Raw genomic sequence first — 12,963 nt, forward strand, 5'->3', positions numbered from 1 at the left:
TGCCGGGCGTGGCGGGCCGGGTCCGGACAGCCGTCAGGCGATCAGGCGCAGCTCCAGCCCCGACGCTGCTTCGCCGGACCACTGCTGCAACAGCTTCGCCTCGCGCGCCTTGGCCTTTTCCAGATGCGCTTCCTTGACGTGGCCGTAGCCGCGGATGTGCTCGGGAATGGAGGCGATCTCGGCCGCCAGGGCGACGTTGCCACGGTCCAGCCGGGGCAGCAAGGCGTCGATGGTCTGGAAGTAGTCGACGATCAGCTGGCGTTCGCCGCGGCGCTCGGCGGTGTAGCCGAAGATGTCCAGCCTGCCGCCGCGCAGCGTTCGCAGCTTGGCCAGCCATTTGAAGGCGGTGAACATCCACGGCCCGAACTCGCGCTTGATCAGCTGGCCGTTGTCGTCGCGCTTGGCGAACAGCGGCGGTGCCAGGTGGAACTTGATTTTGTAGTCGCCGTCGAACTGCTGTTCCACCTGGCGCAGGAACTCGCCGCTGGTGTAAAGCCGCGCCACCTCGTATTCGTCCTTGTAGGCCATCAGCTTGAACGCATAGCGTGCAACCGCCTCGGTCAGGTCGGTGCTGCCGGACACCTTGCCGGCCTCCGCGTCGCGTACCCGGTTGACCAGGCTGGCGTAGTGGCGCGCGTAGTCCGCGTCCTGGTACTCGGTGAGGAACTGCACCCGGCGGCCGATCAGCTCGTCCAGCGACCGCGACAGGCGCGAGTCGTCCATCGGCAGGAACGCGACCCTGTCACCCGGGTGGCTCTGCGGCACGTGGCGCAGTTCGTCCTCGTTGCGACCGCCCAGCGGCGCGGACGGACTGGCGAATTCGCTGCCTTCCCAATCGCCGGCGCCCAGCATCGGCAGGTCGTGCGGAGTGGCTTCCGCCGCGGTCGGCTGGTTGCGCACCAGTCCGGCGGCATCGGCCACCGCGTTGGGGTCGATTACCGCCAGCCGGCCCCAGGCGAAGGCGGTCTTGTTCATCTCGATCGCCGCGCCGTTGAGCTCGACCGCGCGCATGATCGCGTCCAGCGAGATCGGCACCAGCCCGCGCTGCCACGCATAGCCCAGCAGGAACAGGTTGCTGCCGATCGCGTTGCCCAGCAGGGCGGTGGCGATCTGGGTCGCGTCGACCACGAACGGCTTCTCGCCGCCGAGCGCGGTCTGCACCGCGCTGATGATGTCGGCGGCGGGGAACTGGATGTCCGGGCGGGTGGTGAAGCTCCCGGGCATCGCCTCGTAGCTGTTGAGCACGACCTGGCTGCGGCCGCCGCGGATCTTCGACAGCGCCCAGTAGTCGTTGACCACGACCATGTCGCAGCCCAGCACCAGGTCGGCCTCACCGGCAGCGATGCGCACCGCGTGGATCTCGGCCGGGCTGTTGGCGATGCGGATGTGGGTGGTGACCGCGCCGCCCTTCTGCGCGAGCCCGGTCTGGTCGAGCACGCTGGAACCCTTGCCCTCCAGATGCCCGGCCATGCCCAGCAACGCACCGATGGTAACCACGCCGGTGCCACCGACGCCGGTGATCAGGATGTTCCACGGCCGCTCCAGGGTCGGCAGCACCGGCATCGGCAGGTTCGCCAGGCGGTCACGCGCGTTGCTGGCGGACTTCTTCTTCAGCCCGCCGCCTTCGATGGTGACAAAGCTGGGGCAGAAGCCGGTGGTGCAGCTGTAATCCTTGTTGCAGTTGGACTGGTCGATCTCGCGCTTGCGGCCGAACTCGGTCTCCTTGGGCAACACCGACACGCAGAACGATTTCTTGCCGCAGTCGCCGCAGCCCTCGCAGACCAGCGAGTTGACCATGACGCGTTTGGCCGGATCGACGATCTTGCCGCGCTTGCGGCGCCGGCGCTTCTCGGTCGCGCAGGTCTGGTCGTAGATCAGGACCGAGGTGCCCTTCACGCCGCGCATGCGCTTCTGCACCGCGTCCAGTTCGGCGCGGTCGAAGAACTCGACGTCGCCCGGGAACAGGTCGCGGCGGCGCCACTTGCCGATGTCATCGGACACCACGACGATCGCGTGCACGCCCTCGCTGCGGACCTGGTGGGCAATCTGCGGCACGCTGAGCTGGCCGTCCACCGGCTGGCCGCCGGTCATCGCCACCGCATCGTTGTAGAGGATCTTGTAGGTGATGTTGACGCCGGCGGCGACTGCCTGGCGGATCGCCAGCGTGCCGGAGTGAAAATAGGTGCCGTCGCCGAGGTTCTGGAACACGTGCTCGGTGTCGGTGAACGCCGCCTGCCCGGCCCAGGTGACGCCTTCGCCGCCCATGTGGGTGTAGGTGTCGGTGCTGCGGTTCATCCAGGTCACCATGTAATGGCAACCGATGCCGCCCAGCGCGCGCGAGCCTTCCGGCACCGCGGTGGAGAGGTTGTGCGGGCAGCCGGAGCAGTAGTGCGGCACGCGTGGGAACTGCGCCCGCGGCAGCGCCAGCTCGGCTTCCTTCTCGGCCATCCAGCGCATGACGTCGCGCATGCGCTCGTTGTCATGGAACTTTTGTATGCGTCTTCCGATCACGCCGGCAATCGTCGCCGGGGTCAATTCGCCGGTGCTGGGCAGGATCCAGTGGCCCTGCTCGTCATACTTGCCGACGATGGAGGGACGCGTGGCGCCGCCCCAGTTGTACATCGCCTCCTTCATCTGGCTCTCGATGAAGGCGTGCTTCTCCTCGACCACCACGATGTCGGCCAGGCCATCGGCGAAGCGTTTCAGGCCGACCGGCTCCAGCGGCCAGGTCATGCCGACCTTGTACACGCGGATGCCCAGATCCTCGCAGGCGCGCTCGTCCAGACCGAGGTATTCCAGCGCGGTCAGCACGTCCAGGTAGGACTTGCCGGTGGTGATGATGCCCAGCCGCGGGTTGGGCGAATCGATCACGATGCGATCGATCCCGTTGGCGCGCGCGAACGCCTGCGCGGCCTTGACCGCGTAGCGGTGCAGGCGCATCTCCTGGTCCAGCGGCGGATCCGGCCAGCGGATGTTGAGGCCGCCGGCCGGCATCTCGAAATCGTCCGGGGTGACGATCTGCAGCGCCAGCGGATTGACGTCCACCGAGGCCGAGGACTCCACCGTCTCGGCGATCGTCTTGAAGCCGACCCAGCGCCCCGTGTAGCGCGACATCGCCCAGCCGATCGCGCCCATGTCGAGGATGTCCTGCACCCCGGCCGGGTTGAGGATCGGCATCATCGCGCTGGTGAACTCGCCCTCCGACCCGTGCGGAAGCGTCGAGCTGCGGCAGGCATGGTCGTCGGCGGCCAGCGCCAGCACGCCGCCCAGCGGGCTGGTGCCGGCGGCGTTGGCGTGTTTGAGCACATCGCCGCTGCGGTCCACGCCCGGGCCCTTGGCGTACCACATGCCGAACACGCCATCGACCTTCGCGCCTTCAAACAGGTTCGTCTGCTGGGTGCCCCAGACCATCGTCGCGCCGAGATCCTCATTGAGGCCGGGAATGAACTTCACGCCGGCCTTGGCCAGGTGTTGCTTGACCCGCCACAGCTCCAGGTCGAAACCGCCCAGCGGCGATCCCCGGTAGCCGGAAACAAAGCCGGCGGTGTTGAGGCCGGCAGCCTGGTCGCGCAGGCGCTGCATCAGCGGCAGCCGCACCAGCGCCTGCACGCCGGACAGGTAGATCCGGCCGCTCTCGCGGCTGTACTTGTGGTCCAGGCCGTAGTCGGGGTCGGCGAGCGTGGCGCTGTGGGCCGAGGCCGGCGAGGAGAGCTGGGCGGTACGGGTCATGCGGGGCTCCGACGCGGCGGCGGCCGCGCGATGGCTGCGGGGGTCGGGGTCGGATCGGGAAACGCTGCTGATGCACGGATCGGGTCCGGCGGAACCGGTGCGCGCGTCGTCGGCACAGCCGCGGGAGTCTAGCAGCCAATGCCTTTGTGCCGCGGCCGCACGGCTTTGTCCCGCGGTCCGCACGCGTTACCATGAGCGCGCAATCCAGGGGGGAATGTACATGTTCAATTTCAAGCGGCCGCTCAGCGGCCGGGTTCTGGCTGCGACGCTGGCAGGCTGTCTGCTGGTGACCGGCGCAGCAACGGCGCAAAGCCGGCTGGTGCCCGCATCCGAGTTCTATTTCGCGGAAGAAGCGCGTACGACGCGTCCGGTAGTGGCCATCCAGGGCGAAGGCGATGCACTGACCGACGCGTTGCTCAAGGCGATCGCGCGCAAGCCGCGTGCCCACGCCGAGAATGCCCAGCTTGCCCATGTGGCCATGACAGGCGGTCGGCCCGAGTTGGGCATCGAGCTGTACGACCGCGCCCTGCGCAATCTGGGCACGACCGACATCCTGTACCGGCCGGTGTTGTGGAACTACGGCTGGGACCTGCTGCGCAACGGCGACCCGGAAGCCGCGCTGGCGCGCTGGGAAACGCTGATCAAGGCGCGCAACGTCACCGCCGACTGGATGCCGACCACGTTCGCCTTGGCGTTATGGCAACTCGACCGCAAAGACGAGGCAGTGGAGTGGTATGCCGCCGCGGTACGTACCCATCCGGACCGCTGGACCTATCCCGACCGTTTCGACGAGCTGCTGCCCGATTGGGAGCCCGCCGAGCGCGCGACACTCGTGAAGGTGCAGCAGGCGTGGCAGGCTGATCCACCGCAATGGCGCTGATCCGCGTCTGAGCACAAGCCACGACCGGGGCAACGGAATGCTGCACAAACGACTGCTTCAGCAAACACTTGGCGCAGGTCTGCTCGGCGCGATGTCCGTGGCAGGGTTGGCGTACGCGGCGGGACAGGTTTCCGCGACCGACCGTACCGCGGCCGAGGCCTGCATCGCGCTGGGCGACGACGCCCGCATCGCGCAATGCATGCAGCAGATTGCGCCGGATCCGCCGGATCCGCCGGAGCAGCAGCGTGCTGATGCCGTGCTGGATGATCCCGCCACGCAGGCGGCCATGGAAACCTGGAGCCGCGCTTACGAGTCGGCGATGGCGGCGCACGCGCAGGCCCTGGCGCAGCGCGGCGATGTGCGCAGCCTGCTGGGCGCGATGACGGTCATGCCGGTCCAGGACGCTCCCACCGGCGATGCGCCCGGCGTGTTGGGGTCGCAGGCGCGCGGCTGGTTCGCGCGCGCCCGCCAGCTCGGTCCCACCGATCCGCTGGTCGCATGGGTGGAGGTGACCGACTGCCACGTGCTTGGCTGCGATCGCGACGCCGCGATTGCCGGCCTGCTGCAGGTGGACGGCGACAACGCCGCGGCCCGGCTGTGGGCGAACGGCGTGGCGATGGAATCCGGCGATCTGCGCGCGGCACGCGAGCATCTGCATGCGGCCGCTGTCGCCCCCCGCTACCAGCCCCCCACCGGCGAATTTCTCAGCCTTTTGCTGGACGCGCGCGCCGGAGCGCCCGTGCCGGCGATGGACGCGCGCACGTCCGCCGGCATGCAGGCCGCCACCGGTACCGGTACCGCGGCCGACTGGATGGCCATGCAGGCGCTTGGCCAATGGGCCGCCATCGCCCTGGCACCGATGCAGGGCGTGAGCCGTTTCTGCGGGGCGGGCCAGGCGCAGCTGGCGCGCGACCCCGGCCTGCGCGCCGACTGTGTCGCCCTGCTGTCCCGTCTGGCGGCGGATGATTCCACGCTCCCTTACGCGGAGATGGCGACGCGACTGCTGATCGGATTGGAACCGGGCCTGACCGGCCAGTGGACGCCACGTCTGCGCCAGCTGGCGTGGTGGCGGGAGCAATCACTCCCGTTGCTCGCCGGTCTGGGCGGGACCCCCGGCACCGGACAGTACGCGCGCTGGGTCGCAAGTGATGGCGAGCTGGGCGCGATGGCGAAACTGTTGCACCGCGCCGGCATCGCGGCGGCGCCGCCGGCGGATTGGCAGCTGCCGCGGCAGCCGCGTTGATCGCCGATACCGCGCCGCGCCGGCGGTGACGCGCGCTCCCGGTGTTGTACGCTGCAGCCTGATGCGCAGCGCAGGCTGCAAACCCGGGAGACGCGATGAAGACGGTGCTGGTGGCCACATCCAAGGGTGGTGCAGGCAAGACCACGATCGCCACCCACCTGGCCGCGAATGCCGCGCTGCAGGGTCGCCGGACCGCGCTGGTGGACGCGGACCCGCAGCGCTCGTCCCACGGCTGGGCGCAACGCCGGGCCGCGCTGGACTCCGCGGTGCTGCCGGTGGATGGCACCAATCGCTGGAAGTGGCAGCGCGGCGTGCCTTCCGATACCGAGCGGGTGATCATCGACGCCCCGGCCGGGGCCATGGCCGATGAGTTGGAAAGCTTCCTCGCCGTCGCCGACGCGGTGGTGGTGCCGATCCAGCCATCGCTGCTGGACATCGAGGCCAGTGTGCCCTTCCTGGATTCGCTGGCCCGCCATCGCCGGGTGCGCAACGGCGACCTCAAGGTCGGCCTGGTGGCCAACCGTCTTCGGCCGTGGACCAGCACCTCGCGCGAAACCCTTGCCATGCTCGACCAGTGGCCGTACCCGGTCGTCGCCCAGCTGCGCGACAGCCAGGCCTACGTAGTGCTGGCCGGTCTGGGCAAAAGCCTGTTTGACTATCATTCCGCGAACGTCCGCGATCACCAGTCCGATTGGCAGCCTTTGCTGAAATGGCTGGCCAAATGAGGAGACTCCACCATGCGTGAACTGATCCTGCTGCGCCATGCCCACGCCGAGCACGCCACCGCCGGCCAGGCGGACATCGATCGGCCGCTGTCCGCCGAGGGACTGGCGGAGGCGGAAGCCGCCGGGCGCTGGCTGGAAGAACGGAACATGGCGCCCGACCGCGTGCTCTGCTCGCCGGCGCGGCGCACGCGGGAGACGCTGGAAGCGGTGCTGGGCGTGATCGGCTACGTCGAGCAACGCATCCAGGAGGAGATCTACGAGGCCGAACCGGGCGCCCTCATCGCCCTGGCCGACAACAGCCCGGGAGTCGAGCGACTGATGCTGGTGGGACACAACCCCGGCCTGGAACTCCTGGCGGCACTGCTTTACAGCGGCCGCACCGGGGACTACCGCGGGATGCCTCCGGGCAGCGTCGCCGTGCTGTCGATCCCCGATGGCGCCCGTCTTGAGCCGGGTGTGGCCCGGCTCGACGCGTTCTGGTGGCCGTGACCACAGCCCGATTCCGCAACAAATGGTGCTTGCTGCTGTTGCTGACGCTGCCCATGGCCGCGCCGGCGCAGCAGCCTGCGCCCGCGGCGGCTGTTGCAGCCGACCAGGCATTCCGTGCTTTTGCTGCGCGAACCACGCAGCCGGGCGTGCGCACCCACGCCTTCGACCCCGCGCATACCCGATTCGGCTTCGAGCTGCGCACCCGCTGGGGCCAACGCGTGCAGGGCCGGTTTCCGGTGTATGACGGTACCGTGCTGTTCCTGCCCGACGGTCGGCGCCAGGTCCGGATCCGCTTGGCGGCTGGATCCATCGATGTGGCGGGCTCGGAGCGCTATGCCGCAATCGCCAGGTCCGACGCGTTCTTTGACGCCGAGCACCATCCCGATATCGAGTTCGTGTCCGACCCCCATGACGATATGCTGACCCGCCGGGGAGGGCTGCTGCAGGGCGTCCTGCGCATGCACGGAGTGAGTCGCCCGGAAACCTTCATGGTCGCACCGGCGATGTGTGAACGCGCCGGACAGGACTGCGACGCGTTTGCCAGCGGCAGCGTCGACCGCAGTGAGTACGGCATAGCCGGCATGCGGCTGGTCCTGTCGGACCGGGTGCGTTTCACCATGCAGGTGCGGCTGCTGGATCATGCTCCATGAGCTCGAAGCGCGCCCCGCGGGAGCTGCGGCGGGGGCGGTTTTCCCGTGCAGCGCTGCGGCTGTCCATCGCCGCCGCGATCCTGCTGCTGGCCGCCTGCGCCACGCTCAGCCCGCAACAGGCCGACCAGGCGTATGCCATTGCAGCGGCGGCGCGATCGGACGCTTCCACCTGCGACGCGCTTGATGCCTGCGCGCAGCCATCGCCGCTGCGCCAGATGGCCGACAAGGCACTGCAGGAGTCAACGCCGCAACAGCCGCGCCATTACACGGTGATCCTCGATCGCGGCACCGATGCGCTGCTGGCGCGCATCAACCTGATCCGCAGCGCTACCAGCAGCATCGACCTGCAGACCTACATCTACCAGGACGATGACGCCGGCCGTCTGGTGCTCCAGGAACTCCTCGACGCCGCGCGGCGCGGCGTGCGTGTACGCGTGCTGATGGACCAGCTGTCTGCGCTCCAGAGCGTGGAATCACTGGCCGCCCTCAGTGGCATGCATCGCAACTTCCACCTCAAGCTGTACAACCCCGTGATGCGGCGGGCGCGGATCACCTACCCGCAATATGCCATCGCCGCGGCGTGCTGCTGGCGCCAGTTGAACCAGCGCATGCACACCAAGCTGCTGGTGATCGACGATGCCGTGGCGATCACCGGCGGGCGCAACTACCAGGACGATTATTTCGACTGGAGCGACACCTACAATTTCCGCGACCGAGACCTGCTGGTGGCAGGCCCGGTCGCCCACGCCATGGCGGAAGACTTCCGCCTGTTCTGGGACGACCGCCGCGCAGTACCGCCCTCCCGTCTGGTGGACGTCGGGCGCCTGTTGCTGTCACGCGGCGTGCCGGCCCTCGCGCCCGTTGAGTACCGCCGCCCCGAACGTGCTGCATCGATGCGCGATGATGCCGGCGATGTGCTGCTGGTGTTCGAGCGCCTGGCCAGCGAGGCTCGCGAAGTGGGCAAGGTCGAGTACGTGTCCGATGGCCCGGGCAAGCACGAGGCGGAGACGCCGTCGGAATTCGCCGCGGCATCGCAGTCGCTGGGTGGGTTGATCGCCTCGGCCGATCGCGAGGTGATGCTGCAGACACCCTACCTGGTGCTGTCGCGTCCCGCGCAGGCGATGTTCGAGCGGCTGCATGATCGCCCCGATGCGCCCCGCGTGGTGGTGTCGACCAACTCGCTGGCGGCCACCGACGCCTTCATCGCCTACGCCCTCTCCTACAAGTACAAGCGCCGCTACCTGCGCGATTTCGGCTTCAACATCTACGAATACAAGCCGTTTCCCGAGGACGCACCGATCGACCTTCAGGCCACCGGGGCCTTCCTGCCCGAGTTCGTCGATGCGCCGCTGCCGCCGGCCCCGAGCACCCGCCCGGACCGCAGCAGCGTGTTGCGCTCCGCTCGCTACCGCAAACCGCTTGCGGCCGAGTACGGCGCCACCCGCCACCTGCGTCGCCAGTCCAACGAGCCGGTACCGCTGCGACGGGCCGGGGTGCGGATGGGCATGCACGCCAAGTCGCTGGTCATCGACCGCCGGATCGGGGTGGTGGGCACCCACAACTTCGACCCGCGCGGGGACAACTACAACACCGAGAGCGCGGTGATCGTCCACGATGCCGCGTTTGCGCGCGAGCTGGCGGCGAGCATCCGCCGTGACATCAGTCCGGCCAATTCCTGGGTCATCGCACCGCGCGACAAGCCACCAGTGCTGTCGGGGCTGGAGTACTCGATCGGAAAGATCTCCGAATGGCTGCCGGTGTTCGACCTTTGGCCGATGCGGTACGCGACCAGCTACGAGTTCGTGCCCGGCGAGGACTGCCCGCGGCCCGTACCCCCTGACGACCCCGGCTTCCGCCAGTGCTATCGCCCGGTAGGGGATTTCCCGGAGGTGAATCTCGCGCTGAAGGGATTGCCGACGCGCTTGTTCACCGCCTTCGGAGCGGGGCTGGCGCCGATTCTCTGAACGCAGACCTCCCCCGGCATTGCCCGGGAGGCTGAAACCTGCTGAATCCTGAATCCCGCGACGTCCATGACCTATGGCCTATGTACTGATCGATCTGGTGTTATACATTACCAGCACACCAATTCACTACAGCAGGAGATCGTCATGTCCATCCAGCAATCCGCCCAGTCTGCCCGTTCATCCTCCACCGCCGGCGGCGCGTCGCGCCGCGACTGCACCAGGTCCCATCCCAGCGCGGCTGGTGAGACGTCCCTGGCCGGATCCGCAGCACATCACGGCTACCCCGAGCGTCAGCCCGGCATCGGCTACGGCCACAGCAGTGGCTACGTCAGCCGTGACGCCTACAAGGCCGCCGGGCGCTACTCGCAGAGCGCCGGCCCGTCCCTGTTCAGGTTTCACTGATCCCCCTATTCATATTTCTCGGAACCTGCTACAATAGCGCTCGTAACCCATTGTAATCATTTAAAAAAGGAGACAGAAGTGAATCGCCATCCTGGTTCCGTCCAAACCGCTCCCATCGCGAGCAATCCGGTCGGGCACAGCACCACGCTTGCCACGGCCGAGCCGCTGGTCAAATCGATCGATGTCCAGGCCGCTGCGGCAGTCCGCAACGACCTGTATCGCGGAAGTTACGTTGGCAAGAGCTACCTGCGCCGTTCGCGCCGCAGCACCTCGGCCAGCCAGTCGATGTTCCGCATCAGCTAAGTCGCGTTCGCGATCCCCGTAACAACCGCTCAAGGCGCAGTCATCCGGGCAACGGGCCTGTCCCAACCCGGGACTGCGCACTGATGGAAGCCCGATCAGGGCTCCGCTATCGTGTCGGCATGAACACGCCCCCCGTTTTCCAAGCATTTTCCCCGGCCGACCCTCCGGCTGAAGCAGCGACTCCGCGGCGTCGGCTCTTCCGCCGCAGCGCCACCCTGGACGACCTCAACTCGCTCTCGCGCGATACGGCGATCGAAGCGTTGGGGATCGTGTTTACTGAAATCGGCGAGAGCCACCTCAAGGCGACGATGCCGGTCGATGGGCGCACCGTGCAGCCCTATGGGCTCCTTCACGGAGGTTCTTCCGTGCTGCTGGCAGAAACGCTGGGCAGCAGTGCCGGCAATCTGTGCGTCGAGCAGGACAGCATGTGCGTCGGTCTGGAGATCAACGCCAACCACCTGCGTGCCGTGCGCGACGGCAAGGTCACCGGTATTGCCACCGCGCTGCACGTGGGTGGTCGCACCCAGGTCTGGGAAATCCGTATCGAAGACGGCCGCGGCCGGCTGGCCTGCATCTCGCGCCTCACGCTCGCGGTGGTGCCGCGGCCCCCGGTCTAGTCGACATCCGCTCCGAGAACGCCGCCCTGCGCGTCGTGCCCGGTGAGGACGGCGGCACTGCTGGCGTCGGAATCCTCAACCGAAGCCTGCCGCGCGACGGGTCCGCCCTGTATCGTTCGCGGTCATGAATGCGCCGCAAACTCCTTTCGCCACCCCGGCGCGAACCTCGCCAGTGGCGCGCACCCTGCGCTACTTCTACCGGGTGCCGATGCTGCTTTGGCACCTGCTGGTCAACCTCCCGGTGGTGCTGGTGCTGATCAGCCCGCTGCTGGGCCGACTCCAGATCGGAAACGAGCGCATGGACCACCGCATGATCCGCCTGTGGTCGGCCGGGCTGATGCGGGTGTTCGGCTTCCGCCTCCACCGCATCGGCAGTCCCCTGCCTGGCGGCACGATGTTCGTCGCCAACCACGTTAGCTGGATCGACATCGCCGCGCTGCACAGCCAGCAGATGATGGGCATGGTGGCCAAGCGCGAGATCCGCAGCTGGCCGGTGGTGGGCTGGCTCGCCAGCCGCGCGCAGACGATCTTCCACTCCCGCGGCAGCACTGAATCGATGGGCGGCGTGCTGCAGGAGATGCTGTCACGCCTGCGCGATGGCCGCTCCGTGGGCGTGTTTCCCGAGGGCGGCACGCGCGGCGGTGGTGAAGTCGGCCCGTTCCATGCGCGCATCTTCCTGGCCGCGGTGGAGGCCGGCGCGCAGATCCAGCCGGTGGCGCTGCGTTACGGCGAGAAGGGCAGCGCGCAGCGGATCGTCGCATTCGCCCCTCGCGAACGCTTCGTCGGCAACTTCCTGCGCCTGCTCGGCGAGCCACCGCGGGTCGCGGAAATCCATTTCCTCGAGCCGATCCTGCCTGCGCAGATGGAGGGACGCCGTCGCATCGCCGACACCGCGCGCGCCCGTATCCTCGAGGCGATGAACAGCTGAGGGTTTCAGGGTGCTGACCGCTGCCGATTTCCGACCGCCGCGCTGGCTCCGCAACGCGCATCTGCAAACCGTGCTGGGCTCCAGCGGCATGCGCCAGTGGATGGGCGAGCACCAGCTGGCCGCCACCGGCGCGATCACGACCGCCCATCTGCTTGACGGCGGCGGCGGGGTGCGTCTGCAGGGCCTGCACAGCGCGATGCCTGGTGTGGAAGCGCGCGGTCTGGCGCTGCTGCTGCATGGCTGGGAAGGCAGCGCCGATTCGGGTTACATGCGCCTGACGGCGGCATCGCTGCTGGAAAAAGGCTTCGAGGTGTTCAGGCTCAATTTCCGCGACCACGGGGGCACCCACCACCTCAACTCCGGGCTGTTCCACTCCAACCGCATCGACGAGGTGGTCCATGCCACCTCCGACATCGCGCGCCGGTTCCCGCTGCGACCGCTGACCGTGGGCGGCTACTCGCTGGGCGGCAACTTCGCCCTCCGGCTGGCGCTGCGCGCACCCACCGCCGGGCTGGCGATCACCCAGGTGGCAGTGATCTGCCCGTTGCTGGACCCGGCGCGCACGATGGACGCAATGGAGACGGGGATGCCGGCCTATATGCGTCATTTCGAGGGCAAGTGGCGCCGCTCACTGCAGCGCAAACGCGAACTCTTCCCGCAGCAGTACGACTTCGATGATCGCGTGCTCGGACTGCGCATGCGCCCGCTGACGCGGTGGATGGTTGAGCGCAGCACCGATTACGACTCCCTGGAAAGCTATTTCGATGGCTACTCGCTGGCCGGCGACCGCCTGGCCAGACTCGAAGTGCCCGCCAGCATCCTGATGGCCGCCGACGACCCGGTGATCCCGGTCGAGGACTTCGCCAGCGCCTCGCTTTCGCCGTGCGTGGACCTGCAGATATCGCCCTGGGGCGGCCATTGTGGTTTCCTGGAAAACGGCCGACTGCAGGGCTTTGGCGAGCAGTGGCTCGCCCAGCGGCTCGCCGCGTGCGCCGATACAATGGCCGATTGACCGAACCCCGAGCAGCAGTCC

Annotated in this window: 12 protein-coding genes; 11 read left to right on the top strand and 1 reads right to left on the bottom strand. The window is 68.1% G+C overall.

Going from position 1 to position 12,963, the window contains the following annotated elements:
* Nucleotides 1–33: 33 nt before the first annotated feature.
* A complete protein-coding gene (locus INQ43_RS00350) occupies nt 34–3,729 on the bottom strand; it encodes an indolepyruvate ferredoxin oxidoreductase family protein (RefSeq protein ID WP_194036754.1) in 3,696 nt (1,231 codons plus the stop codon).
* A gap of 220 nt (nt 3,730–3,949) precedes the next feature.
* Between INQ43_RS00350 and INQ43_RS00355 the strand changes: the two genes are divergently transcribed.
* From INQ43_RS00355 to INQ43_RS00405, 11 genes are all read left to right on the top strand, one after another.
* Nucleotides 3,950–4,609: a tetratricopeptide repeat protein gene (locus INQ43_RS00355; RefSeq protein WP_228062553.1), complete on the top strand. Its 660-nt coding sequence runs from the start codon at nt 3,950–3,952 to the stop codon at nt 4,607–4,609.
* A 37-nt stretch (nt 4,610–4,646) separates the two neighbouring features.
* Nucleotides 4,647–5,852, top strand: coding sequence for a hypothetical protein (locus INQ43_RS00360; protein WP_194036755.1), 1,206 nt, complete (start codon nt 4,647–4,649; stop codon nt 5,850–5,852).
* A gap of 95 nt (nt 5,853–5,947) precedes the next feature.
* Entirely contained in the window at nt 5,948–6,577 is a 630-nt protein-coding gene (locus INQ43_RS00365) for a ParA family protein (protein ID WP_194034667.1), read from the top strand.
* Nucleotides 6,578–6,589: 12 nt separating this feature from the next.
* On the top strand, nt 6,590–7,066 hold the full coding sequence (locus INQ43_RS00370) for a histidine phosphatase family protein (protein ID WP_194034668.1): 477 nt from the start codon (nt 6,590–6,592) through the stop codon (nt 7,064–7,066).
* A complete protein-coding gene (locus INQ43_RS00375) occupies nt 7,063–7,716 on the top strand; it encodes a YceI family protein (protein WP_194036756.1) in 654 nt (217 codons plus the stop codon). The genes INQ43_RS00370 and INQ43_RS00375 overlap by 4 nt, the downstream gene beginning before the upstream one ends.
* Complete coding sequence (locus tag INQ43_RS00380; protein WP_194036757.1) at nt 7,713–9,680, top strand: phospholipase D family protein; 1,968 nt, start codon at nt 7,713–7,715, stop codon at nt 9,678–9,680. The genes INQ43_RS00375 and INQ43_RS00380 overlap by 4 nt, the downstream gene beginning before the upstream one ends.
* A gap of 144 nt (nt 9,681–9,824) precedes the next feature.
* Nucleotides 9,825–10,082: a hypothetical protein gene (locus INQ43_RS00385; protein ID WP_194034671.1), complete on the top strand. Its 258-nt coding sequence runs from the start codon at nt 9,825–9,827 to the stop codon at nt 10,080–10,082.
* A gap of 78 nt (nt 10,083–10,160) precedes the next feature.
* Complete coding sequence (locus INQ43_RS00390) at nt 10,161–10,385, top strand: hypothetical protein (protein WP_194034672.1); 225 nt, start codon at nt 10,161–10,163, stop codon at nt 10,383–10,385.
* Between the two features lie 83 nt (nt 10,386–10,468).
* On the top strand, nt 10,469–11,002 hold the full coding sequence (locus INQ43_RS00395) for a hotdog fold thioesterase (protein ID WP_228062554.1): 534 nt from the start codon (nt 10,469–10,471) through the stop codon (nt 11,000–11,002).
* A 208-nt stretch (nt 11,003–11,210) separates the two neighbouring features.
* Nucleotides 11,211–11,930 carry a lysophospholipid acyltransferase family protein gene (locus INQ43_RS00400; RefSeq protein WP_228062705.1) on the top strand — a complete coding sequence of 240 codons (720 nt, stop codon included), beginning with the start codon at nt 11,211–11,213 and terminating at the stop codon, nt 11,928–11,930.
* A 13-nt stretch (nt 11,931–11,943) separates the two neighbouring features.
* Nucleotides 11,944–12,942: an alpha/beta fold hydrolase gene (locus INQ43_RS00405; RefSeq protein ID WP_228062706.1), complete on the top strand. Its 999-nt coding sequence runs from the start codon at nt 11,944–11,946 to the stop codon at nt 12,940–12,942.
* Nucleotides 12,943–12,963: the final 21 nt, after the last annotated feature.

This window comes from Lysobacter sp. H23M47 (genome assembly GCF_015209765.1).
Lineage (GTDB): Bacteria > Pseudomonadota > Gammaproteobacteria > Xanthomonadales > Xanthomonadaceae > Novilysobacter > Novilysobacter avium.

Coding starts and splice junctions, on each gene's coding strand:
- INQ43_RS00355 (WP_228062553.1), top strand. CDS start 3,950: ATGTTCAATTTCAAGCGGCCGCTCAGCGGCCGGGTTCTGGCTGCGACG.
- INQ43_RS00395 (WP_228062554.1), top strand. CDS start 10,469: ATGGAAGCCCGATCAGGGCTCCGCTATCGTGTCGGCATGAACACGCCC.
- INQ43_RS00350 (WP_194036754.1), bottom strand. CDS start 3,729: ATGACCCGTACCGCCCAGCTCTCCTCGCCGGCCTCGGCCCACAGCGCC.
- INQ43_RS00370 (WP_194034668.1), top strand. CDS start 6,590: ATGCGTGAACTGATCCTGCTGCGCCATGCCCACGCCGAGCACGCCACC.
- INQ43_RS00400 (WP_228062705.1), top strand. CDS start 11,211: ATGCTGCTTTGGCACCTGCTGGTCAACCTCCCGGTGGTGCTGGTGCTG.
- INQ43_RS00385 (WP_194034671.1), top strand. CDS start 9,825: ATGTCCATCCAGCAATCCGCCCAGTCTGCCCGTTCATCCTCCACCGCC.
- INQ43_RS00360 (WP_194036755.1), top strand. CDS start 4,647: ATGCTGCACAAACGACTGCTTCAGCAAACACTTGGCGCAGGTCTGCTC.
- INQ43_RS00365 (WP_194034667.1), top strand. CDS start 5,948: ATGAAGACGGTGCTGGTGGCCACATCCAAGGGTGGTGCAGGCAAGACC.
- INQ43_RS00380 (WP_194036757.1), top strand. CDS start 7,713: ATGAGCTCGAAGCGCGCCCCGCGGGAGCTGCGGCGGGGGCGGTTTTCC.